Genomic DNA, 23,787 nt, shown 5'->3' with positions numbered 1-23,787 from the left:
CACTCCCCGTCGGCCCGTCGTCCTGTGGTTGCGACGGATTGTCAGTGCGAGCCGATAGCCTGCGGGAACAGATGATCGAGCGGGCGCGGCGCGCGTCGGCGACGGGCTGAGGACAGGGGGCTCCATGCGGGTTCTGGGCATCGACCCGGGGCTGACCCGATGCGGCGTCGGGGTGGTCGAGGGAGTCGCGGGAAGACCTCTGACCATGATCGGCGTCGGCGTCGTGCGCACCTCCTCCGACGCGGAGCTCGGCGACCGGCTCGTCGCCGTCGAGCGCGGCATCGAGCAGTGGCTCGACGAACACTCCCCGGGCTTCGTCGCGGTCGAGCGCGTCTTCGCCCAGCACAACGTCCGCACCGTGATGGGCACCGCCCAGGCCAGCGCGGTCGCCATGCTCTGCGCCGCCCGCCGCGGCATCCCCGTCGCCCTGCACACCCCCAGCGAGGTCAAGGCGGCCGTCACCGGATCGGGCCGCGCCGACAAGGACCAGGTGGGAGCCATGGTGACCCGGCTGCTACGGCTGGACGCACCGCCCAAGCCCGCCGACGCCGCCGACGCCCTGGCGCTCGCCATCTGCCACATCTGGCGCGCCCCCGCGCAGAACCGGCTCCAGCAGGCCGTCGCCGCCCACCGCACGTCCGGCACGTCCCGCACACCCGGGGCTCCCGGCACATCCCGCACGCCCGGCGTCTCCCGTACGCCCGGCACGCCTCGCCCGCTGAAAGGCCGCACCGCATGATCGCCTTCGTCTCCGGCCCGGTGGCCGCCCTCGCCCCGACCACGGCCGTCATCAAGGTCGGCGGCATCGGCATGGCGGTCCAGTGCACCCCGCACACCCTCGCCGACCTGCGCGTCGGCAAGGAGGCCCGGCTCGCCACCTCGCTGGTCGTCCGCGAGGACTCCCTCACCCTCTACGGCTTCCGGGACGACGACGAGCGGCAGGTGTTCGAGCTCCTCCAGACCGCCAGCGGCGTCGGCCCCCGCCTCGCCCAGGCGATGCTCGCCACCCACAGCCCCGACGCCCTGCGCCTCGCGGTCTCCACCGGCGACGAGAAGGCGCTGACCGCCGTCTCCGGCATCGGCAAGAAGGGCGCGCAGAAGCTGCTCCTGGAGCTCAAGGACCGGCTCGGCGAACCGGTCGGCGCGCACATCGGCGCGCAGGGCATCGGCACCCCGGTCACCTCCGGCTGGCGCGACCAGCTCCAGGCCGCCCTGATCGGCCTCGGCTACGCGAGCCGCGAGGCCGACGAGGCCGTCAACGCCGTCGCCCCGCAGGCCGAGGCCGCCGTCGCCGAGGGCGCGGCGCCCCCCGTGCCGCAGCTGCTGCGGGCCGCCCTGCAGACTCTCAACCGCGCACGCTGACCGGCAACGAACCACCGAAGAGGCCCTTGATGAACTGGGACGAGACCGGACCCGAGACCGACGAGCCGACCGGCCCGGTCCTCGACGACCGGCTGGTCGACGCCGGCCATCTCGACGGCGAGGACACCGCGGTCGAGGCGGCGCTGCGCCCCAAGGACCTGGAGGAGTTCGTCGGCCAGGAGAAGGTCCGCGAACAGCTCGACCTGGTCCTCAAGGCCGCCCGCGCCCGCGGCGCCACCGCCGACCACGTCCTGCTCTCCGGCGCGCCCGGCCTCGGCAAGACCACTCTTTCGATGATCATCGCGGCGGAGATGAACGCCCCGATCAGGATCACCTCGGGCCCCGCCATCCAGCACGCCGGCGACCTCGCGGCGATCCTCTCCTCCCTCCAGGAGGGCGAGGTCCTCTTCCTCGACGAGATCCACCGCATGTCCCGGCCCGCCGAGGAGATGCTCTACATGGCGATGGAGGACTTCCGGGTCGACGTCATCGTCGGCAAGGGCCCCGGCGCCACCGCCATCCCGCTGGAACTGCCCCCCTTCACCCTGGTCGGGGCCACCACCAGGGCCGGACTGCTCCCGCCCCCGCTGCGCGACCGCTTCGGCTTCACCGGGCACATGGAGTTCTACGCCCCCGCCGAGCTGGAGCGCGTCATCCACCGCTCCGCCCGCCTCCTCGACGTCGGCATCGACGTGGAGGGCGCCGCCGAGATCGCCGGACGCTCCCGCGGCACCCCCCGTATCGCCAACCGCCTGCTGCGCCGCGTCCGCGACTACGCCCAGGTCAAGGCGGAGGGCACGATCGACCGGGAGATCGCGATGGCCGCCCTCAAGGTGTACGAGGTTGACGCCCGCGGACTCGACCGGCTGGACCGTGCCGTCCTCGGCGCCCTGCTGAAGCTCTTCGGCGGCGGCCCGGTGGGGCTGTCCACGCTGGCGGTCGCGGTGGGGGAGGAGCGGGAGACCGTCGAGGAGGTCGCGGAGCCCTTCCTCGTACGGGAAGGACTGCTGGCCAGGACGCCGCGCGGCCGTGTCGCCACCCCGGCGGCCTGGGCACATCTGGGACTGGTCCCGCCGCAGCACGGAGCAAAGGGACAACAGGGCCTGTTCGGGGCGTGACGCGTCACAGGTTCGCGTGCACAGGAACCCCGGTGCCATGCTGGGCGTTGTTCCATCGATGCGGACTCATCTAGACTCCGCCGATGCCGCCCTTACCGGTCGGTGTACCCACCCCCGTATATACAGGCCGCATGCCAGCGCGGTCGTGCGAAGGAATTCCCGTCCCGTGGATATCTTGACTCTCCTCCCCTTCATCGTGCTCATCGGGGCCATGTTCCTGATGACCCGCTCCGCCAAGAAGAAGCAGGCGGCGGCCGCGCAGATGCGCAATGACATGCAGCCCGGCACCGGCGTCCGGACGATCGGGGGCATGTACGCCACCGTCAAGGAAGTCCACGACGACACGGTTCTCCTCGAGGTCGCTCCCGGCGTGCACGCCATCTACGCGAAGAACTCCATCGGCGCCGTCCTGGACGACGCGGAGTACAACCGCATCGTGCACGGTGACGACCCGGAGCTGGACGCGGACGGCACCGTCGTTCCCGACGACGCCTCCTCGCTGACCGGCGAGTCCGACTCCGCCGAGGTCGCCAAGATCGACCTGGCCAAGGACGACGCTGCCGACGACGCCGAGCCCGAGGACGCCGCGGTCAAGGACGCCAAGGAAGTCAAGGACGTCAAGGACGCCAAGGACGAGAGCAAGACCGACGGCGAGGCCGACTCCAAGTAGTTCTCACGATCCCGGGGACGTCGCGCGCCCACCGGCGCGCGGCGTCCCCGGGACCGTGCGGTCGTCTGCGGGGGCAGGGTCCCCACTACACTTCGTGGCCGCTCGGGCGCGTACCCGGCGCGGGGCGGTTGGACAGGGAGAAACGAGAAGGTGGCAGCACCCAAGAAGGGCCGAGGGCCGTCCGGCGGTCATGGCAGGCCGGGGCGTGCCCTGGCTCTGATCCTCATCGCCATGGTCGCGCTCGCAGGCGGGATGTTCCTCTCGGGGCACACCACGCCCCGGCTGGGCATCGACCTGGCCGGCGGGACGTCGATCACGCTGGAGGCGCAGAACCAGCCCGGCAAGCCGAACGCGATCAACCCGACCAACATGAACACCGCGGTCGGGATCATCGAACGGCGAGTCAACGGGCTGGGCGTCTCCGAGGCCGAGGTCCAGACCCAGGGCTCGAAGAACATCATCGTCAACATCCCCAAGGGAACCAACTCCGAGCAGGCCCAGAAGCAGGTCGGCACCACCGCCCAGCTCTACTTCCGGCCCGTTCTGACGGTGCAGGCGAGCGGTCCAGCGGAGCCCACGCCCTCCGGTTCCGCGACGCCCTCGGGCAGCGCCACCCCGAAGCCCGGTGAGTCCGCCGAAGGCGCGGACAAGCCCAAGGGCGAGGAGGCCACAGGTTCGGAGGCCACCCCCTCGGCGAGCGCCACCACCCAGGGCCGCGCGGTGACCGGCGCCCTGACGAAGGACGACCCGACCCCCGGGGCCTCCGACAAGCCGAAGCCGTCCGACTCCCCCGAGGCCTCGCCCTCCGCGGACCCGGCCACGGCCAAGCTCCAGGAGGAGTTCGCCAAGCTCGACTGCACCGACCCCAAGCAGCGCTCGGAGGCCGGCCAGAACGCCAAGCCCACCGACTCGATCGTCGCCTGCGGATCGAACGTCCCCGGCAGCTACGAGAAGTACGTCCTCGGCCCGGCCGAGGTCTCCGGCAGCGACGTCGACGACGCCAAGGGCGCCATCGAGCAGCAGACCGGCGAGTGGATCGTGTCGATGGAGTTCACCTCCGCCGGCGCCAAGAAGTTCCAGACGATCACCAGCCGGCTCTCGCAGCAGCAGCCGCCGATGAACCAGTTCGCGATCGTCCTCGACGGCGAGGTCGTCTCCGCTCCCTCGGTGCGCACCGCGCTCAGCAAGAACGCCCAGATCTCCGGCAGCTTCGACCAGCAGTCGGCCGAGGACCTCGGCAACATCCTGTCCTACGGCGCACTGCCGCTGACCTTCAAGGAGGTCAGCGTCACCACGGTGACCGCCGCGCTCGGCAGCGAGCAGCTCAAGGGCGGTCTGATCGCCGGCGCCATCGGTCTGGCACTGGTCGTCGTCTACCTGGTCGTCTACTACCGGGGCCTCGCGTTCATCGCACTCCTGAGCCTCCTGGTCTCCGGCCTACTGACGTACACGATCATGGCCTTGCTGGGGCCGGCCATCGGCTTCGCGCTGAACCTGCCGGCGGTCTGCGGCGCCATCGTCGCCATCGGCATCACAGCGGACTCGTTCATCGTCTACTTCGAACGGGTCAGAGACGAGATCCGCGAGGGACGCACGCTCCGTCCCGCCATCGAGCGCGCCTGGCCGCGCGCCCGGCGCACCATCCTGGTCTCCGACTTCGTGTCGTTCCTGGCCGCCGCGGTGCTCTTCATCGTCACCGTCGGCAAGGTGCAGGGCTTCGCCTTCACGCTCGGCCTCACCACGCTCCTCGACGTCGTCGTGGTCTTCTTCTTCACGAAGCCCCTCATGACGCTCATGGGACGGACGAAGTTCTTCTCCAGGGGCGGCCCGTGGTCCGGGCTGGACCCGAAGCGGCTCGGCGCCCAGCCGCCGCTGCGCCGCTCGCGCCGTGTCAACGCCCCCACCGAACCGAAGGAGGCGTGAGATGTCGCGACTCGGCAATCTCGGCGCCCGGCTCTACCGTGGCGAGGTCGGCTACGACTTCATCCGCAACCGCAAGATCTGGTACGGGATCTCGATCCTGATCACCATCACGGCCATCATCGGCGTGGCGGTCGGCGGTCTGCGCATGGGCATCGAGTTCAAGGGCGGCGCGGTCTTCACGACCGACACCAAGGCCCAGATCTCGACCGCCCAGGCCACCGACGTGGCGACCGAGGCCTCCGGTCACATGGCGATCGTCCAGGAGCTGGGCAACGGCGGTCTGCGCATCCAGATCACCGAGGTCGACACCGCCAAGGCCAACGAGATCAAGGAGACGCTCTCCGACGAGCTCGGCATTCCCGCCAACGACATCAACGCGGACCTGGTCGGCCCCAGCTGGGGCGAGCAGATCGCGAACAAGGCGTGGACCGGCCTCGGGGTCTTCATGATCCTGGTGGTGATCTACCTGGCCATCGCCTTCGAGTGGCGGATGGCCGTCGCCGCCCTCATCGCGCTGATCCACGACATCACCATCACGGTCGGCGTCTACGCCCTGGTCGGCTTCGAGGTCACGCCGGGCACGGTGATCGGTCTGCTGACCATTCTCGGTTACTCCCTGTACGACACGGTGGTGGTCTTCGACAGCCTCAAGGAGGGCCAGAAGGACATCACGAAGCAGACCCGCTTCACGTACAGCGAGATCGCCAACCGGTCGATCAACAGCACCCTGGTCCGCTCCATCAACACCACGGTGGTGGCGCTGCTGCCGGTGGCCGGTCTGCTGTTCATCGGCGGCGGCGTCTTCGGCGCGGGCATGCTGAACGACATCTCGCTGTCGCTGTTCGTCGGTCTCGCCGCCGGCGCCTACTCCTCGATCTTCATCGCCACGCCGCTCGTCGCCGACCTCAAGGAACGCGAGCCGCAGATGAAGGCGCTGAAGAAGCGGATCCTCGCCAAGCGGGCCGCCGCTGCCGCCAAGGGCGAGTCCCCCGACGACGACGGCCCCGAGGACCCGCGCGACGACACCGAGACGGCGGGCACGACGATCGGCCGCCCCCGGTCGCACGGCCGTACCCCCGGGAAGCGCTGAGCGATGACGAGCACCACCGAACCCATCAAGGAGCTGCTGCTCAGCCGGATCCGCGATGTCGCGGACTACCCGAAGCCCGGCGTGATGTTCAAGGACATCACCCCGCTGCTCGCGGACCCGGTGGCCTTCACGGCGCTGACCGACGCCCTCGCGGAGCTGTGCGTACGGCACGGCGCCACGAAGATCGTCGGCCTGGAGGCGCGCGGCTTCATCCTGGCCGCGCCCGTCGCGGTCCGGGCGGGCATCGGCTTCATCCCGGTCCGCAAGGCCGGGAAGCTCCCCGGCGCCACGCTGAGCCAGTCCTACGAGCTGGAGTACGGCAGCGCGGAGATCGAGATCCACGCCGAGGACCTCGACGCCGAGGACCGGGTCATGATCATCGACGACGTCCTCGCCACCGGCGGCACCGCCGAGGCCTCGCTGGAGCTCATCCGGCGGGCCGGCGCCCGGGTCGCGGGCGTCGCGGTCCTCATGGAGCTCGGCTTCCTCGCGGGCCGGGCCCGCCTGGAGCCGGGCCTCGCAGGCGCACCCCTGGAGGCCCTGATCACGGTCTGATCCGCCGGTCGGCGACCTGCGGCGGACACCGAGCACGACGGATGGGCACCCGGGAACACCGGGTGCCCATCCGTCGTCGTGCGGGCTCCCGCCGTCCCCGGGCGAGGTCCCGCCGGGGGATCGATACCATGGGCTCTCCGGGTACCCCGGATCCGCACGAGGAGCGCTCTTGCCAGACGAGGCCCAGTCAGCCGCCGCCCCGCAGCCCGACAAGCCCGTGGCGGCCCCCGCCACGCCGCGGAAGGCCGCGCCCTCGAACGCGCCGGAGCCCGCGCCCGCCGACGCCGCGCGCCCCCCGGCCGCCGCGAAGCCCACCGGGCCGGCCGCCCCTCCCGCGAAACCCGCGGGCCCCGAGACGCCGCCGAATCCGGCCGGGACGACCGGGCCCGCGCAGCCACCGGCGAGGAAGCCGGCCCCCGAGGCGCCCAAGCCCCCGGCTCCCGGACCCCCCGCGAAGACCGGGGCCAGCGCCGGGTCCGCCTCCCGCACCGGCGGCTCATCCAACCGCGTGCGGGCCCGCCTCGCCCGACTGGGCGTACAGCGCTCCAGCCCGTACAACCCGGTCCTGGAACCCCTCCTGCGTACGGTCCGGGGCAACGACCCCAAGATCGAGACGGCCACGCTCCGCCAGATCGAGAAGGCCTACCAGGTCGCCGAGCGCTGGCACCGGGGCCAGAAGCGCAAGAGCGGCGACCCCTACATCACCCACCCGCTGGCCGTCACCACGATCCTCGCCGAGCTGGGCATGGACCCGGCGACGCTGATGGCGGGCCTGCTCCACGACACCGTCGAGGACACCGAGTACGGCCTGGACACCCTGCGACGGGACTTCGGCGACCAGGTCGCCCTGCTCGTCGACGGCGTCACCAAGCTCGACAAGGTCAAGTTCGGCGAGGCCGCGCAGGCCGAGACCGTACGCAAGATGGTCGTCGCCATGGCCAAGGACCCCCGGGTCCTGGTCATCAAGCTCGCCGACCGCCTGCACAACATGCGCACCATGCGCTACCTCAAGCGGGAGAAGCAGGAGAAGAAGGCCCGCGAGACGCTGGAGATCTACGCCCCGCTGGCACACCGGCTGGGCATGAACACCATCAAGTGGGAGCTGGAGGACCTCGCCTTCGCGATCCTCTACCCCAAGATGTACGACGAGATCGTCCGGCTCGTCGCCGAGCGGGCCCCCAAGCGCGACGAATACCTCGCCATAGTGACCGACGAGGTCCAGGCCGACCTGCGCGCCGCCCGCATCAAGGCCACCGTCACCGGCCGCCCCAAGCACTACTACAGCGTCTACCAGAAGATGATCGTGCGAGGACGCGACTTCGCCGAGATCTACGACCTGGTGGGCATCAGGGTGCTCGTCGACACGGTCCGCGACTGCTACGCGGCGCTCGGCACCGTCCACGCCCGGTGGAACCCGGTGCCCGGGCGGTTCAAGGACTACATCGCGATGCCCAAGTTCAACATGTACCAGTCACTGCACACCACGGTGATCGGTCCCAGCGGCAAGCCCGTCGAGCTCCAGATCCGCACCTTCGACATGCACCGCCGCGCCGAGTACGGCATCGCCGCCCACTGGAAGTACAAGCAGGAGGCCGTCGCGGGCGCCTCCAAGGTGCGTACCGACGTCCCCAAGCACACCGGGCGCGGCCAGGACACCGTCAACGACATGGCCTGGCTGCGCCAGCTCCTGGACTGGCAGAAGGAGACCGAGGACCCCAGCGAGTTCCTGGAGTCCCTGCGCTTCGACCTCTCGCGCAACGAGGTCTTCGTCTTCACGCCGAAGGGCGACGTGATAGCGCTACCGGCCGGCGCGACCCCCGTCGACTTCGCGTACGCCGTCCACACCGAGGTCGGCCACCGGACCATAGGAGCACGCGTCAACGGGCGGCTCGTCCCGCTCGAATCGACGCTCGACAACGGCGACCTGGTCGAGGTCTTCACCTCCAAGGCGGCCGGCGCCGGACCCTCCCGGGACTGGCTCGGCTTCGTCAAGTCGCCGCGCGCCCGCAACAAGATCCGCGCCTGGTTCTCCAAGGAGCGCCGCGACGAGGCCATCGAGCAGGGCAAGGACGCCATCGCGCGCGCCATGCGCAAGCAGAACCTGCCGATCCAGCGCATCCTGACCGGTGACTCCCTGGTCACCCTCGCCCACGAGATGCGCTACCCGGACATCTCCTCGCTGTACGCGGCCATCGGCGAGGGCCATGTCGCCGCGGCGGGCGTCGTGCAGAAGCTGGTGCAGGCACTCGGCGGCCACGACGAGGCCAACGAGGACCTCGCCGAGTCCACGCCGCCCTCGCACGGAGGCCGCGGCAAGCGCCGCGCCAACGCGGACCCCGGAGTCGTCGTCAAGGGCGTCGAGGACGTCTGGGTCAAGCTGGCCCGCTGCTGTACGCCCGTCCCCGGCGACCCGATCATCGGCTTCGTCACCCGGGGCAGCGGCGTCTCCGTGCACCGCGCCGACTGCGTCAACGTGGAGTCGCTCTCGCAGCAGCCCGAACGGATCCTGGAGGTCGAGTGGGCCCCCACCCAGTCCTCGGTCTTCCTGGTCGCCATCCAGGTCGAGGCGCTGGACCGCTCCCGGCTGCTCTCCGACGTCACCCGGATCCTCTCCGACCAGCACGTCAACATCCTGTCCGCGGCCGTCCAGACGTCCCGCGACCGGGTGGCCACCTCACGCTTCACCTTCGAGATGGGCGACCCCAAGCACCTGGGCCACGTCCTGAAGGCCGTACGCGGCGTGGAGGGCGTCTACGACGTCTACCGCGTCACCTCGGCCCGCAGGCCGTAGCGGAGAAACGAGGAGGCCCCGGTACGCATCGCGTACCGGGGCTTCCCGCTTACCTGGCTCTTCTTCTCAGCCGCCGAACTCCTCCAGGCCCTTGAGCGCCTGGTCCAGCAGCGCCTGGCGGCCCTCCAGCTCCTTGGCCAGCTTGTCCGCACGGGCGTTGTTGCCCTGGGCGCGCGCGGTGTCGATCTGGCCGCGCAGCTTGTCCACGGCGGCCTGGAGCTGACCGGTCAGACCCGCGGCGCGGGCCCGCGCCTCCGGGTTCGTCCGGCGCCACTCCGACTCCTCGGACTCCTGGAGCGCCCGCTCCACCGCCTGCATCCGGCCCTCGACCTTCGGGCGGGCGTCACGCGGTACGTGGCCGATGGCCTCCCAGCGCTCGTTGATGGACCGGAACGCGGCCCGGGCGGCCTTGAGGTCCTTCACCGGCACCAGCTTCTCGGCCTCCGCGGCGAGCTCCTCCTTCAGCTTGAGGTTCTCGCCCTGCTCGGCGTCCCGCTCCGCGAAGACCCCGCTGCGGGCGGCGAAGAAGATGTCCTGGGCGCCGCGGAAACGATTCCACAGGTCGTCCTCGGACTCGCGCTGGGCGCGGCCCGCCGCCTTCCACTCGGTCATCAGGTCGCGGTAGCGCGCGGCCGTGGTCACCCAGTCCGTGGAGCCGGACAGCGCCTCGGCCTCGGTGACCAGCTTCTCCTTGGCCTTGCGGGCGTCCTCGCGCTGGGCGTCCAGCGCGGCGAAGTGGGCCTTGCGCCGCTTGGAGAACGCCGAGCGGGCGTGCGAGAAGCGGTGCCACAGCTCGTCGTCCGACTTGCGGTCGAGACGGGGGAGACCCTTCCAGGTGTCCACCAGCGCCCGCAGCCGCTCGCCGGCCGAGCGCCACTGCTCGCTCTGCGCCAGCTCCTCCGCCTCGACGACCAGCGCCTCCTTGGCGTGCTTCGCCTCGTCGGTCTGCTTGGCCTTCAGCGCCTTGCGCTCCTCGCGCCGCGCCTCGACCGTCGCGACGAGCGCGTCCAGCCGCTTGCGCAGCGCGTCGAGGTCGCCCACCGCGTGGTGCTCGTCGACCTGCTGCCGCAGGTGGTCGATCGCGGTCGTCGCGTCCTTCGCCGACAGATCGGTGGTCTTCACCCGCCGTTCGAGGAGGCCGATCTCGACCACAATGCCGTCGTACTTGCGCTCGAAATAGGCCAGAGCCTCCTCGGGCGAACCGGCCTGCCACGATCCGACGACCTGCTCGCCCTCGGCCGTACGCACGTACACGGTGCCCGTCTCATCGACGCGGCCCCACGGGTCGCTGCTCACAGCGCCTCCTCCACCTGATGCCTGCGAGGGGGTTCGCCCCCCGGGCATCGTCCACAGTTTCCTGGGGCGGGCATCGCCCGCCCTGCACAACGCCAATCTAGGCGACCGGCCACCCGGCTGTCCGCACTCAGCACGGCCGAAATTCTTCGCTCCGGCTGCCGGCGGCGCTCCGCCCCGCCGGCAGCCGCCCGGCCGGTCGCCGTACCGCTCGTCCCGTCCGCCGGTTCAGTCCTTCTCGACCGCGGCCTTCTCGACCGTCACGGCCTTCTTCGGGGCGCCGTCGCCCGCACCGCCCTCGACACCGGCCTCGCCGACCTTCTGGACGGCCTTCAGCGAGGCGTCGTCCATCGTGCCGAACGGGGTGTAGGTGGGCGGGAGCTTCGTCTCCTTGTAGACCAGGAAGTACTGGCTGCCACCGGAGTCGGGCTGGCCGGTGTTGGCCATCGCCACGGTTCCCGGCGGGTAGACGACCGTGCCGTCGGCGCCCGCCTTGCCGAGCGCGTCCAGGTTCTCGTCCGGGATGTTGTAGCCCGGACCGCCCGTGCCGTCGCCCTTCGGGTCGCCGCACTGGAGCACGAAGATGCCCTGGGTGGTCAGCCGGTGGCACTTGGTGTCGTCGAAGTAGCCCTTGTCGGCGAGTGCCTTGAAGGAGTTCACCGTCTCCGGAGTCTTCGCCGCGTCCATCGAGAACGCTATGTCGCCCTGGCTCGTGTCGAGCGACATCGTGTACTTCGCCTTTTTGTCGATCTTCATCGGCGGCGTGGGAGCCTTGCTCTCGCTCTTCGACGGCTCCGGAGCGGGGCTCTGGCTCGACGCCGCGTCGCTCTTCTTGTCCTTGTCGTCGTCCTTGCCCGCCACGACGAACGCGCTCACGCCCACGACGGCGACCACGGCCACCGAGGCCGCGACGATCGCGGTGACGCGCCTCGTCCTGCTGCGGGCCTCCTCCCGGCGCTTCTGCTGGCGCTCGAACTTTTCCCGGGCGAGCTGCCGCCGCCGCTGTTCGCTGCTGGACACCGGTTGGGCTCCTTGTTACGTCGTGGGATGGGGGCCTGAGTTGCCCGTACCGTATATGGGTTACCTGTGTCATGAGGAGCGCCGGTAGGCTCTGATCTGCCGCATCCTCCGCCGTTGCCGCATCCTCCGGACGAACATTAAGGACGATCGTGCTCATTGCCGGGTTCCCCGCCGGGGCCTGGGGGACCAATTGCTATCTGGTCGCCCCCGCCGCCGGTGAGGAGTGCGTGATCATCGACCCGGGCCACCAGGCCGCCCAGGGCGTCGAGGAAACGCTGAAGAAGCATCGGCTCAAGCCCGTCGCCGTCGTGCTCACCCACGGCCATATCGACCATGTCGCCTCGGTCGTCCCCGTCTGCGGTGCCCATGACGTCCCCGCCTGGATCCATCCCGAGGACCGCTACATGATGAGCGACCCGGAGAAGGCGCTCGGCCGCTCGATCGGGATGCCGCTCATGGGCGAGCTGACCGTGGGCGAGCCGGACGACGTCAAGGAGCTGACCGACGGCTCGAAGCTGACCCTGGCCGGTCTGGAGTTCGGTGTCTCGCACGCGCCCGGCCATACCAAGGGGTCGGTGACGTTCGGGATGCCCGAGGCCGCGGACATTCCGCCGGTCTTCTTCTCGGGCGACCTGCTCTTCGCCGGCTCCGTCGGACGCACCGACCTGCCCGGCGGCGACCACGCCGAGCTGTTGAAGTCGCTGGCCCGCGTGTGCCTGCCGCTCGACGACTCGACCGTGGTGCTGTCCGGCCACGGACCCCAGACGACCATCGGCCGCGAGCGCGCCTCCAACCCGTTCCTGAACGGGCTGGACGCGGCGCCGCGCCGAGGAATGTAGACGAGAGACGTAATCGTGAGCACCTTCCAGGCCCCCAAGGGCACGTACGACCTGACCCCGCCCCGTTCCGCGACGTTCCTCGCCGTGCGCGAGGCCATCGCCGCCCCGCTGCGCGACTCGGGCTACGGCTACATCGAGACGCCCGGCTTCGAGAACGTCGAGCTCTTCGCACGCGGTGTGGGTGAGTCCACCGACATCGTCACCAAGGAGATGTACACCCTCACCACCAAGGGCGGCGACCAGCTCGCCCTGCGCCCCGAGGGCACCGCGTCGGTGCTCCGCGCCGCCCTGGAGGCCAACCTCCACAAGGCGGGCAACCTCCCCGTCAAGCTCTGGTACTCCGGCTCGTACTACCGCTACGAGCGCCCGCAGGCGGGCCGCTACCGCCACTTCTCGCAGGTCGGCGCCGAGGCCATCGGCACCGAGGACCCGGTCCTGGACGCCGAGCTGATCATCCTCGCCGACCAGGCGTACCGCTCGCTGGGCCTGCGGCAGTTCCGCATCCTGCTGAACTCGCTGGGCGACAAGGAGTGCCGCCCGGTCTACCGCGAGGCGCTCCAGACCTTCCTGCGCGACCTGGACCTCGACGAGGAGACCCGCCGCCGCATCGAGATCAACCCGCTGCGCGTCCTGGACGACAAGCGGGCCGACGTACAGAAGCAGCTCACGGACGCCCCGAAGCTCCGGGACTACCTCTGCGACGCGTGCAAGGCGTACCACGAGGAGGTCCGGGCGCTGCTCACGACCGCCGGGGTCGCCTTCGAGGACGACGAGAAGCTGGTGCGCGGCCTCGACTACTACACCCGTACGACCTTCGAGTTCGTCCACGACGGTCTCGGCGCCCAGTCCGCGGTGGGCGGCGGCGGCCGCTACGACGGACTGTCCGAGATGATCGGCGGCCCCGAGCTGCCGTCCGTCGGCTGGGCGCTCGGCGTGGACCGCACGGTCCTCGCGCTGGAGGCCGAGGGCATCGAGCTCGACCTGCCCTACACCACCAGTGTGTACGCGGTCCCGCTCGGCGAGGAGGCCCGCCGGGTGCTGTTCGGCGTCGTCACCGAACTGCGCCGCGCGGGGATCGCCGCCGACTTCGCGTTCGGCGGCCGCGGGCTGAAGGGCGCGATGAAGAGCGCCAACCGCTCGGGCGCGCGTTACACCCTGGTCGCGGGCGAGCGCGATCTCGCCGAGGGCGTCGTCCAGCTCAAGGACATGGAGTCCGGCGAGCAGGGCCCGGTGGAGCTGGCCGAGGTCGCGGCGGAGCTGACGAAGCGCCTCGGCTGACCGGGGCGTGAGCGGGGCGCGGGCGGCGGGACCTCGGTCCTGCCGCCCGCGCCTTTCCCGTCCGCCGTCAACCCGGTGAGCGGGGATTCATCCCGGCCGGTGACCCCGGCTTGGAGCCGCCCGCGCGGCCGGCGTCGCCGGACGGGCGCGGGGGACACGTGCATCTTCCGTCGTCCCGGCCCCGTCGCCCGGTGACCCCGCCCGGGGGAGTGCTCGCGGGCGCACACCTTTATGCCCATCGAACGGTTGATCCGTACGGGGGTGCGGCACAATAACCATGCCCGGCTGACCACTCGGTGACGGAACGGCGATATGACGACTGCAGCGGTAGACCACGAACTCTCCTCCGATCAGGACGAGGGTGGCCGCAAGCGCACCTTCGGGGCCGGACGCGGTCTCGCCCTGCTCCTGGTGATCACCGGCGCGGCCGGACTGCTGGCCGCCTGGGTCATCACGATCGACAAGTTCAAGCTGCTGGAGGACCCCTCCTTCACCCCCGGGTGCAGCCTCAACCCCGTCGTCGCGTGCGGCAACATCATGAAGAGCGAGCAGGCCTCCGTGTTCGGGTTCCCCAACCCGATGCTGGGCCTCGTCACGTACGGCATGGTCATCGCGATCGGGATCGGCCTCCTGGCCGGCGCGCGCTTCCGCAGCTGGTTCTGGCTCGGGCTGAACGCCGGGACGCTGTTCGGCGTCGGCTTCTGCACCTGGCTCCAGTACCAGTCGCTGTACAACATCAACTCGCTCTGCCTCTGGTGCTGCCTGGCCTGGGTCGCCACCATCGTCATGTTCTGCTACGTGACCACGCACAACGTCAAGCACCGCATCCTCCCGGCCCCGGCCTGGCTGCGCAGCGGGCTCACCGAGTTCCCCTGGGTGCTGCCGGTGATGTGGATCGGGATCATCGGGATGCTGATCCTGACCCGCTGGTGGGACTTCTGGACCAGCTGAGCACCTACGGATCTCCGGAGGTGACCGGCGGCGCTGTCAGTGGGGTCGCATAGGCTTCATGACGTGGAGCCCGACCTCTTTACCGCAGCCGCCGAAGACCGCCAGGAGAAGGACCCGTCCAGCAGCCCCCTCGCTGTCCGGATGCGTCCGCGCATCCTCGACGAGGTCGTCGGCCAGCAGCATCTGCTGAAGCCGGGCTCGCCGCTGCGCCGGCTCGTCGAGGGGAGCGGCGGTCCGGCCGGTGCGTCGTCGGTGATCTTGTGGGGCCCGCCCGGCACCGGGAAGACGACCCTGGCGTACGTGGTCAGCAAGGCGACCAACAAGCGCTTCGTCGAGCTCTCCGCGATCACCGCCGGGGTCAAGGAGGTCCGGGCCGTCATCGAGAGCGCGCGCCGCGCCACCGGTGGGTACGGCAAGGAGACCGTCCTCTTCCTGGACGAGATCCACCGCTTCTCCAAGGCCCAGCAGGACTCCCTGCTCCCCGCCGTGGAGAACCGCTGGGTGACCCTGATCGCCGCCACCACGGAGAATCCGTACTTCTCGATCATCTCTCCGCTGCTGTCGCGGTCCCTGCTGCTCACCCTGGAATCGCTGACCGACGACGACCTGCGTGATCTGCTGCGCCGGGCGCTGACCGACGAGCGGGGCCTGGGCGGGGCGGTCACCCTGCCCGAGGACGCCGAGGGCCATCTGCTGCGCATCGCGGGCGGCGACGCGCGCAGGGCCCTGACGGCGCTGGAGGCCGCGGCGGGCGCGGCCATCGCCACGGGCGAGGCGGAGATCACCCTGGCGACGCTGGAGGCGACCGTCGACCGTGCCGCCGTGAAGTACGACCGGGACGGCGACCAGCACTACGACGTGGCCAGCGCGCTCATCAAGTCGATCCGCGGCTCCGACGTGGACGCCGCCCTGCACTACCTGGCCCGCATGATCGAGGCGGGGGAGGACCCGCGGTTCATCGCCCGCCGGCTGATGATCTCGGCCAGCGAGGACATCGGCCTGGCCGACCCCACCGCGCTCCCGACCGCCGTGGCGGCCGCCCAGGCGGTCGCCATGATCGGATTCCCGGAGGCGGCGCTCACCCTCAGCCACGCCACGATCGCACTGGCGCTCGCCCCCAAGTCCAACGCGGCGACCCTGGCGATCTCCGCCGCGCAGGAGGATGTGCGCAAGGGGCTCGCGGGGCCGGTCCCGGCCCATCTGCGCGACGGCCACTACAAGGGCGCGGCCAAGCTCGGCCACGCCCAGGGCTATGTCTATCCGCACGACGTGCAGGGCGGCATCGCCGCCCAGCAGTACGCCCCGGACGCGGTCCTCGACCGGCGGTACTACACCCCGACCCGCTACGGCGCCGAGGCGAGGTACGCGGACGTCGTCGAGCGCGTCCGCGAGCGCCTGGGCCGTTCCGGCGGGAGCGCGGAGCCGTCCTAGGGGAAGCGGCCCCCGGGATCAGGAGGCGGCCGCCTCGAAGAGCGTGTGCATGGCGCGGCGCAGCTCGGTGACGTCGCGGACCGGCTCGGGGAACTCGAAGCGGGCGTCGAAGCAGGAGCCCCGGTCCTCGACGAAGCGGACCCGCAGCCCGAAGCGGTCGAGCGCGACCGGCACGGCCCTGGGCTGGTGGGAGGAGCAGGCGCGGGCGGTGCGCTCGCCCAGCAGACCGCACAGGGTGCGCATCTGCTCGTCATGGGCGGAGTGCAGATGCTGGAGCAGCTCCGGCTCGTGGAAGGCCAGCGGATCGGGGGCCGCGTCCCGGAAGTCCTCCGGCTCGATGTCCTCGGCGCCCCAGAGGTCGTCCACGTACGCCTCGCCGAACTCCAGGCGCAGCATCATCCGGCCGGGCCGGGCCAGGCCGGGCACGGAGGTGAGCCAGCCGGAGACCCAGGCGCGGCCGCGGATCCGGTGCGGTACGGAGACCGGGGCGACGTCCGTGATCTCCAGCACGGCGGTCAGGTCGTCGCCCTGAGCGTGCGTCGCGGCCCGGACGGCCGGGGAATCCGCGGGGAACTCGAGGAACAGGTCCCCCTCGGGGCCCACGCTCCTGCTGTCCGGGATCAGGGCCTCGGCGCGGGCCAGATCGAGCCCCGGTACGACGAGCAGCGCGGAGCAGGTACTCTGTACGAGAGTTCGTGTGCGCTCGGCTGCTGACGGCATCCGAGTGTTTTCTAGCCCGCTGGGACGCGGCTGACCACGATCTGATCGGCCTTCCGTCGTAGCAGCACCCTCTTCCGAGGTGCTGCCGCTGTCTGTGCTGTCCGTGACGTGAGTGGTGTTCCCAGGGCGAGACATGCGATCTCCTTGAGTAAGGTAAGCCTAACCTAACCTACAACGGAGGTCTGGAGAACGTGCCTAACCAGTCGCGTCCCAAGGTCAAGAAGTCGCGTGCCCTCGGCATCGCTCTGACGCCCAAGGCTGTCAAGTACTTCGAAGCTCGTCCGTACCCGCCGGGCGAGCACGGCCGTGGCCGCAAGCAGAACTCGGACTACAAGGTCCGTCTGCTGGAGAAGCAGCGCCTGCGCGCGCAGTACGACATCAGCGAGCGCCAGATGGCGCGCGCCTACGACCGTGCCAAGAAGGCCGAGGGCAAGACGGGCGAGGCGCTGGTCGTCGAGCTCGAGCGCCGCCTCGACGCCCTGGTCCTGCGTTCGGGCATCGCCCGCACCATCTACCAGGCCCGTCAGATGGTCGTCCACGGCCACATCGAGGTCAACGGTGGCAAGGTCGACAAGCCGTCCTTCCGCGTGCGCCCCGACGACATCGTCCAGGTCCGCGAGCGCAGCCGCACCAAGGTCCCCTTCCAGGTGGCCCGCGAGGGTGGCTACGACACCGACGGTGAGACCCCGCGCTACCTCCAGGTGAACCTGAAGGCCCTGGCCTTCCGCCTGGACCGGGACCCGAACCGCAAGGAGATCCCGGTGATCTGCGACGAGCAGCTCGTCGTCGAGTACTACGCCCGCTGATCCAGGCGTAGCCGCTCTCACCAGCGCTCCGGCCCGCCCCTCCCTGTCATCCGGGAGGCGGCGGGCCTTCGCGTTCCCCCGGGTCCGCCGGCCGTCGGCGCCCCGCCCGCGCCCGGCCCGTCCATCGCCGCGCCCGGTCCGCCGCCGGCCAGCGCCCGGTCGACCGCGGCGCCCGGATCCAGCCGCCGGCCCGCCCGCAGCCCCTCCTCGTACGCCGCGTTCCCCAGCACCCGGCGCGCCTGCTCCTCGCACTCCGCCCGCGGCCGCCCGTAGAACGCCGAGCCGAACAGCTGCAACCCCACCGACGGCCAGATGCCCTCCGCCGCTCCCTGGAGCACGGCGGCCTCCCCGGCGTCCCCCTCCACCGCCGTCACCAGGGCCAACAGCTCCAGCGACAGCACGGTGCCCAGCAGATCGTTGAACGTCCGGCCGATCGTCAGGCACTCCCCGAGCATCTGCCGCGCCCCGGCCGGCCGCCCGCGCCGCAGTGCCGCGTACGCCAGGACGTACAGCGCGTAAGCCAGCGCCCACCGCTCCCCGTGGTCCTCGCAGATCTCCCGGACCTCGTCGCAGATCGACGCCGCCGCGTCCAGATCGCCGAGGAACGCCACCGCCATGGCCAGCTCCACCTGCGCCATGAGCACATTGCTGTTCAGCTCGCCGACCTCGCGGTACCGGTCGAGCGCGTCGCGGAGCAGGACCTCGGCGCGCGGCATGTCGTCCGTCACGATCGCCAGGCACCCCGTGCGGTGCACCGCGTACGCCAGTGCCGTCGCGTCACCGGAGCGCTCGGCCTCCTCCCGGCACTCCTGGAGCGCCGAGATCGCGCCGACCGCGTCGCCCTGCAGCACGGCCACATAGCCCAGCACCCACAGCACCTTCAGCCGGGCGGCATCGTGCGGGGTCGGCTCCTCCAGGACGTGGTCCAGCCAGTGCCGCCCCTCGGACAGCCGTCCGCAACCGGCCCAGTAGAACCACAGGGTGCCCGCCAGATGCTGCGCCAGATGCACCTCCGCGGGGCTCTCCATCGAACACTCCATCGCCCGCCGGAGATTGGGCAGCTCGCTGTCGATCCGCGCCGCCACCTCCGCCTGGCGCGGACTGAACCAGTCCAGCTCGCACCAGGTCGCGAGCCCCAGGAACCAGTCCCGGTGCCGCCGGCGCAGCCGCGGGGCGTCCCCGGCGGCCGCCAGCCACTGCGCCCCGTACTCGCCGACCATGTCCAGCATCCGGTAGCGGGCGCCGGCCGGGCCGTCCTCGCGCTCCACCACCGACTGGGCGAGCAACTCGTCCAGCACATCGAGCACCGAGTCGGCGGGGAGGTCCGTCCCGCCGCAGATGTACTCGGCGGCCTCCAGGTCGAACTGCCCTGCGAACACCGAGAGCCGTGCCCAGAGCAGCCGTTGCTCGGGGGTGCACAGCTCATGGCTCCAGCCGATCGCCGTTCGCAGCGTCTGGTGGCGGGGCGGCGCCCCGCGGCGGCCCCCGGTCAGCAGCCGGAACCGGTCGTCCAGGCGCAGGAGCACCTGTTCCACCGAGAGCGCCCGCAGCCGCCCGGCCGCCAGCTCCAGGGCCAGCGGAATCCCGTCGAGACGGCGGCAGAGCTCCAGGACGGCCGCCCGCTCGCCCGCCGTCGGCTCCCAGCCCGGCCGCACCCCGCGTGCCCGTTCGGTGAAGAGCTCCACCGCGTCCCGGTCGGACATCGGGGCCAGCGGGAACGTCCGTTCCCCGTCCACCCGGAGGGGGCAGCGTCCGGCCGCGAGCACCTGGAGGCGCGGGGCCCGGCGCAGGAGCTCCGTGACGAGGTCGGCGCAGGCGTCGACGAGGTGCTCGAAGCCGTCGATCACCAGCAGCGTCCGGCGCTCGGAGAGATGGTCGACGAGGACGGCGCGCGGGGGCCTGCTGGTGTGATCGGTCAGGCCCAGCGCGTCGACCAGGGCGTGTTCCAGCAGATCGGGGTGGCGGACGGCGGACAGCTCGGCCAGCAGGACCCCGTCGCAGTACCGTTTCTCCCAGAGTGCCGCGACCCGGATGACGCACCGGGTCTTGCCCACGCCCGCCACTCCGGCGACGGTGACGAGCCGGGACTCCTCCAGCAGCCCGCCCAGCCCGGCCAGTTCGTCCTCGCGCCCCACGAAGGGGTTCAGCTCGGCCGGGAGGTTGCCGGGCGCCGGTGCGGGGTGCGCGTCCGGATCGTCGGGATTCGGGCAGGGGTCGTGCAGGCGTCGCATGAAACACGGAGCGTACTGGCTTGAAAGCTCTCCGTACAATCTCGTTATGGCAACTCCCGCCCGGCCCGCGGAGAATGCGGTAGGGGAGGAGATGCGCGGCGCGATAGGCTCGTGTGACGACGATCGGGCGTTGCGGGCCGAGGCCCGTACGCGACCGACGCAGACAAGGCCCGGCAGGGCCCGAGCGACGAGCAGAGAGCGGTGCACTGTGTCCGGTGGAGAGGTGGCCGGGATCCTCGTGGCCGTCTTCTGGGCGATCCTGGTCTCGTTCCTCGCCGTGGTGCTGGTGAGGCTCGCCCAGACGCTCAGGGCGACCACCAAGCTCGTGGCGGACGTGACCGACCAGGCCGTTCCGTTGCTGGCCGACGCGTCGGCGACGGTGCGTTCCGCGCAGACCCAGCTGGACAAGGTCGACGCCATCGCGAGCGACGTCCAGGAGGTCACCTCCAACGCCTCCGCGCTCTCCACGACGGTCGCCTCCACCTTCGGCGGCCCCCTCGTCAAGGTCGCCGCGTTCGGCTACGGCGTACGGCAGGCCCTCGGCCGCCGCACCGCACCCGAGCCCGAACCGGAACCGGCGCGGGGCCGTGGCTCGGCCCGCCGCACGGTGATCGTCGGCAGGACCGTACCCTCGGCGCGCGGACGCAGGCGCGAACGCCGAAACGCCCGCGGACAGAAGGACTGATCGAGCGATGTTCCGCCGCACGTTCTGGTTCACCGCCGGCGCAGCCGCCGGTGTGTGGGCCACCACCAAGGTCAACCGCAAGCTCAAGCAGCTGACCCCCGAGAGCCTCGCGGCGCAGGCCGCCGACAAGGCGATCGAGACCGGTCACAAGCTCAAGGACTTCGCCCTCGACGTACGCGACGGCATGGTCCGGCGCGAAGCCGAACTGGGCGGCGCCCTGGGCCTCCAGGCGCCGGTCGACCCCGAACTTCCCGTACAGCGGCACTTCGCCGTCGAAGCGGCCGAACCGCCCGCGAACGCGAACACGTACCGCAAGCTCCCCTACAACTCGAACAACCGGAATGAGGACCACTGATGGAGTCGGCTGAAATTCGCCGCCGCTGGCTGAGCTTCTTCGAGGAGCGCGGTCACACCGCCGTGCCTTCGGCGTCGCTCATCGCGGACGACCCGACTCTGCTGCTGGTCCCCGCTGGCATGGTCCCCTTCAAGCCGTACTTCCTCGGCGAGGTCAAGCCGCCCGCACCGCGCGTCACCAGCGTGCAGAAGTGCGTCCGTACGCCGGACATCGAAGAGGTCGGCAAGACCACCCGCCACGGCACCTTCTTCCAGATGTGCGGCAACTTCTCCTTCGGGGACTACTTCAAGGAAGGCGCCATCCAGCTCGCCTGGGAGGCGTTGACCAACTCCGTCGAGGACGGCGGCTACGGCCTCGACCCCGAGAAGCTCTGGATCACGGTCTACCTCGACGACGACGAGGCCGAGCAGATCTGGCGCGACAGGATCGGCGTTCCCGCCGAGCGCATCCAGCGCCTGGGCAAGAAGGACAACTTCTGGTCCATGGGGGTCCCCGGACCCTGCGGCCCCTGCTCGGAGATCAACTACGACCGCGGCCCCGAGTTCGGCGTCGAGGGCGGCCCGGCCGTCAACGACGAGCGCTACGTGGAGATCTGGAACCTGGTCTTCATGCAGTACGAGCGCGGCGCCGGCGACGGCAAGGAGGACTTCCCGATCCTCGGGGACCTGCCGTCGAAGAACATCGACACCGGTCTCGGCCTCGAACGCCTCGCCATGATCCTCCAGGGCGTACAGAACATGTACGAGACCGACACCCTGCGCGTCGTCATGGACAGGGCCACCGAGCTGACCGGCGTCCGCTACGGCGCCGAGCAGGGCACCGACGTCTCGCTCCGCGTCGTCGCCGACCACATCCGTACGTCGGTGATGCTCATCGGCGACGGCGTCACCCCCGGCAACGAGGGCCGCGGCTACGTGCTGCGCCGCATCATGCGCCGCGCCATCCGCAACATGCGCCTCATGGGCGCCACCGGCTCGGTCGTGAAGGACCTGGTCGACGTCGTGATCGACACGATGGGCCTCCAGTACCCGGAGCTGATCACCGACCGCAAGCGCATCGAGACGGTCGCGCTCGCCGAGGAAGCCGCCTTCCTCAAGGCCCTCAAGGGCGGCACCAACATCCTGGAGACCGCCGTCACCGAGACCAAGGCCGCCGGCGGCCAGGTCCTCGCCGGCGACAAGGCGTTCCTGCTCCACGACACCTGGGGCTTCCCGATCGACCTCACCCTGGAGATGGCCGCGGAGCAGGGGCTCTCCGTGGACGAGGACGGCTTCCGCCGCCTCATGCAGGAGCAGCGCGACAAGGCCAAGGCCGACGCCCGCGCCAAGAAGACCGGCCATGCCGACCTCTCCGCCTACCGCGAGGTCGCCGACACCTCCGGCGCCACCGAGTTCACCGGCTACACCTCCACCGCCGGCGAGTCCACCATCGTGGGTCTGCTGGTCGACGGCGTGCCCTCGCCCGCCGCCACCGAGGGCGACGAGGTTGAGGTCGTCCTCGACCGCACCCCCTTCTACGCCGAGGGCGGCGGCCAGCTGGCCGACACCGGCCGCATCCGGCTCGACACCGGCGCCGTGATCGAGGTCCGCGACGTACAGAAGCCCGTCCCCGGCGTCCACGTCCACAAGGGCGTCGTCCAGGTCGGCGAGGTGACGGTCGGGGCCCCCGTCTTCGCCTCCATCGACAACACCCGCCGCCGCGCCATCGCCCGCGCCCACAGCGCCACCCACCTCACGCACCAGGCGCTGCGCGACGCGCTCGGCCCGACGGCCGCCCAGGCCGGCTCGGAGAACTCCCCGGGCCGCTTCCGCTTCGACTTCGGTTCGCCCGCCGCCGTCCCCGGCACGGTCCTCACCGACGTCGAGCAGCGGATCAACGAGGTCCTCTCCCGGGAGCTCGACGTCCAGGCCGAGGTCATGTCCATCGACGAGGCCAAGAAGCAGGGCGCCATCGCCGAGTTCGGCGAGAAGTACGGCGAGCGGGTCCGCGTCGTCACCATCGGCGACTTCTCCAAGGAGCTGTGCGGCGGCACCCACGTCCACAACACCGCCCAGCTGGGGCTGGTGAAGCTGCTCGGCGAGTCCTCCATCGGCTCCGGCGTGCGCCGTATCGAGGCCCTCGTCGGCGTGGACGCGTACAACTTCCTCGCCCGGGAGCACACGGTCGTCGCCCAGCTCCAGGAGCTGGTCAAGGGCCGTCCCGAGGAGCTCCCCGAGAAGATCGCGGGCATGCTCGGCAAGCTCAAGGACGCCGAGAAGGAGATCGAGAAGTTCCGCGCGGAGAAGGTCCTCGCGGCCGCCGCCGGACTCGTCGAGTCCGCCAAGGACGTCCGTGGCACCGCGCTGGTCACCGGCCAGGTCCCCGACGGCACCTCCGCCGACGACCTGCGCAAGCTGGTCCTGGACGTGCGCGGCCGCATCCAGGGCGGCCGGCCGGCCGTCGTGGCCCTGTTCACCACGGCCAACGGCCGCCCGCTCACCGTCATCGCCACCAACGAGGCCGCCCGCGAGCGCGGCCTCAAGGCCGGTGACCTGGTGCGCACCGCCGCCAAGACCCTCGGTGGCGGTGGCGGCGGCAAGCCGGACGTCGCCCAGGGCGGCGGCACGAACCCGGCCGCCATCGGCGATGCCGTGGCCGCGGTCGAACGCCTCGTCACCGAGACGGCGTGA

The 23,787-nt window shown here is 71.0% G+C and carries 20 protein-coding genes; 16 read left to right on the top strand and 4 right to left on the bottom strand.

The window, feature by feature from the left end:
* Positions 1-124: 124 nt before the first annotated feature.
* The 8 genes from ruvC to OG245_RS05605 all read left to right on the top strand — a co-directional run bounded on the left by ruvC (position 125) and on the right by OG245_RS05605 (position 9,509).
* Positions 125-739, top strand: coding sequence for a crossover junction endodeoxyribonuclease RuvC (gene ruvC, locus OG245_RS05640; RefSeq protein WP_371622444.1), 615 nt, complete (start codon positions 125-127; stop codon positions 737-739).
* Complete coding sequence (gene ruvA, locus OG245_RS05635) at positions 736-1,362, top strand: Holliday junction branch migration protein RuvA (RefSeq protein ID WP_371622443.1); 627 nt, start codon at positions 736-738, stop codon at positions 1,360-1,362. Before ruvC ends, ruvA begins: the two co-directional genes overlap by 4 nt.
* A 29-nt stretch (positions 1,363-1,391) precedes the next feature.
* The gene (gene ruvB / locus OG245_RS05630; RefSeq protein ID WP_371622442.1) at positions 1,392-2,480 is read left to right on the top strand and encodes a Holliday junction branch migration DNA helicase RuvB; all 1,089 of its coding nucleotides are present in this window, start codon (positions 1,392-1,394) and stop codon (positions 2,478-2,480) included.
* Between the two features lie 166 nt (positions 2,481-2,646).
* The gene (gene yajC, locus OG245_RS05625) at positions 2,647-3,150 is read left to right on the top strand and encodes a preprotein translocase subunit YajC (protein ID WP_371622441.1); all 504 of its coding nucleotides are present in this window, start codon (positions 2,647-2,649) and stop codon (positions 3,148-3,150) included.
* A gap of 150 nt (positions 3,151-3,300) precedes the next feature.
* A complete protein-coding gene (secD, locus tag OG245_RS05620) occupies positions 3,301-5,073 on the top strand; it encodes a protein translocase subunit SecD (protein ID WP_371622440.1) in 1,773 nt (590 codons plus the stop codon).
* A 1-nt stretch (position 5,074) separates the two neighbouring features.
* A complete protein-coding gene (gene secF, locus OG245_RS05615; protein WP_371622439.1) occupies positions 5,075-6,163 on the top strand; it encodes a protein translocase subunit SecF in 1,089 nt (362 codons plus the stop codon).
* 3 nt (positions 6,164-6,166) lie between these two features.
* Entirely contained in the window at positions 6,167-6,718 is a 552-nt protein-coding gene (locus OG245_RS05610) for an adenine phosphoribosyltransferase (protein ID WP_371622438.1), read from the top strand.
* A gap of 217 nt (positions 6,719-6,935) precedes the next feature.
* The gene (locus tag OG245_RS05605; RefSeq protein ID WP_371627814.1) at positions 6,936-9,509 is read left to right on the top strand and encodes a bifunctional (p)ppGpp synthetase/guanosine-3',5'-bis(diphosphate) 3'-pyrophosphohydrolase; all 2,574 of its coding nucleotides are present in this window, start codon (positions 6,936-6,938) and stop codon (positions 9,507-9,509) included.
* Positions 9,510-9,575: 66 nt separating this feature from the next.
* On the opposite strand, the gene OG245_RS05600 is transcribed toward OG245_RS05605, so the two are convergent.
* Together OG245_RS05600 and OG245_RS05595 are read right to left on the bottom strand one after the other, a co-directional pair.
* Positions 9,576-10,805 carry a DUF349 domain-containing protein gene (locus tag OG245_RS05600; RefSeq protein WP_371622437.1) on the bottom strand — a complete coding sequence of 410 codons (1,230 nt, stop codon included), beginning with the start codon at positions 10,803-10,805 and terminating at the stop codon, positions 9,576-9,578.
* 225 nt (positions 10,806-11,030) lie between these two features.
* Positions 11,031-11,822 carry a peptidylprolyl isomerase gene (locus tag OG245_RS05595; RefSeq protein ID WP_371622436.1) on the bottom strand — a complete coding sequence of 264 codons (792 nt, stop codon included), beginning with the start codon at positions 11,820-11,822 and terminating at the stop codon, positions 11,031-11,033.
* A gap of 149 nt (positions 11,823-11,971) precedes the next feature.
* Here OG245_RS05595 and OG245_RS05590 point away from each other — a divergent pair, with 149 nt between their 5' ends.
* The 4 genes from OG245_RS05590 to OG245_RS05575 all read left to right on the top strand — a co-directional run bounded on the left by OG245_RS05590 (position 11,972) and on the right by OG245_RS05575 (position 16,321).
* The gene (locus OG245_RS05590) at positions 11,972-12,661 is read left to right on the top strand and encodes an MBL fold metallo-hydrolase (RefSeq protein WP_371622435.1); all 690 of its coding nucleotides are present in this window, start codon (positions 11,972-11,974) and stop codon (positions 12,659-12,661) included.
* A gap of 15 nt (positions 12,662-12,676) precedes the next feature.
* A complete protein-coding gene (gene hisS / locus OG245_RS05585; RefSeq protein WP_371622434.1) occupies positions 12,677-13,939 on the top strand; it encodes a histidine--tRNA ligase in 1,263 nt (420 codons plus the stop codon).
* Positions 13,940-14,251: 312 nt separating this feature from the next.
* Positions 14,252-14,890: a vitamin K epoxide reductase family protein gene (locus OG245_RS05580; RefSeq protein WP_371622433.1), complete on the top strand. Its 639-nt coding sequence runs from the start codon at positions 14,252-14,254 to the stop codon at positions 14,888-14,890.
* A 63-nt stretch (positions 14,891-14,953) separates the two neighbouring features.
* Complete coding sequence (locus tag OG245_RS05575; RefSeq protein WP_371622432.1) at positions 14,954-16,321, top strand: replication-associated recombination protein A; 1,368 nt, start codon at positions 14,954-14,956, stop codon at positions 16,319-16,321.
* A gap of 18 nt (positions 16,322-16,339) precedes the next feature.
* Here OG245_RS05575 and OG245_RS05570 read toward each other — a convergent pair whose 3' ends face one another.
* Entirely contained in the window at positions 16,340-17,041 is a 702-nt protein-coding gene (locus OG245_RS05570; RefSeq protein ID WP_371622431.1) for a DUF2470 domain-containing protein, read from the bottom strand.
* A gap of 191 nt (positions 17,042-17,232) precedes the next feature.
* Here OG245_RS05570 and rpsD point away from each other — a divergent pair, with 191 nt between their 5' ends.
* Positions 17,233-17,847, top strand: a complete 615-nt coding sequence (gene rpsD / locus OG245_RS05565) for a 30S ribosomal protein S4 (protein WP_007457953.1) — start codon at positions 17,233-17,235, stop codon at positions 17,845-17,847.
* 17 nt (positions 17,848-17,864) lie between these two features.
* Here rpsD and OG245_RS05560 read toward each other — a convergent pair whose 3' ends face one another.
* Positions 17,865-20,078: an AAA family ATPase gene (locus OG245_RS05560; RefSeq protein WP_371622430.1), complete on the bottom strand. Its 2,214-nt coding sequence runs from the start codon at positions 20,076-20,078 to the stop codon at positions 17,865-17,867.
* A 223-nt stretch (positions 20,079-20,301) separates the two neighbouring features.
* On the opposite strand from OG245_RS05560, the gene OG245_RS05555 reads away from it, so the two are divergent.
* From OG245_RS05555 to alaS, 3 genes are read left to right on the top strand one after another with little or no spacing between them, the layout of a single operon-like run.
* Complete coding sequence (locus OG245_RS05555) at positions 20,302-20,763, top strand: DUF948 domain-containing protein (protein WP_007457957.1); 462 nt, start codon at positions 20,302-20,304, stop codon at positions 20,761-20,763.
* Positions 20,764-20,770: 7 nt separating this feature from the next.
* Positions 20,771-21,118, top strand: coding sequence for a DUF6167 family protein (locus tag OG245_RS05550; protein WP_371622429.1), 348 nt, complete (start codon positions 20,771-20,773; stop codon positions 21,116-21,118).
* Positions 21,118-23,787, top strand: a complete 2,670-nt coding sequence (gene alaS, locus OG245_RS05545; protein WP_371622428.1) for an alanine--tRNA ligase — start codon at positions 21,118-21,120, stop codon at positions 23,785-23,787. The genes OG245_RS05550 and alaS overlap by 1 nt, the downstream gene beginning before the upstream one ends.

This window comes from Streptomyces sp. NBC_01116 (assembly GCF_041435495.1).
Lineage (GTDB): Bacteria > Actinomycetota > Actinomycetes > Streptomycetales > Streptomycetaceae > Streptomyces.
The sequence above is the reverse complement of the archived record's forward strand: the minus strand, read 5'-3'. Positions and strand labels throughout refer to the sequence as shown.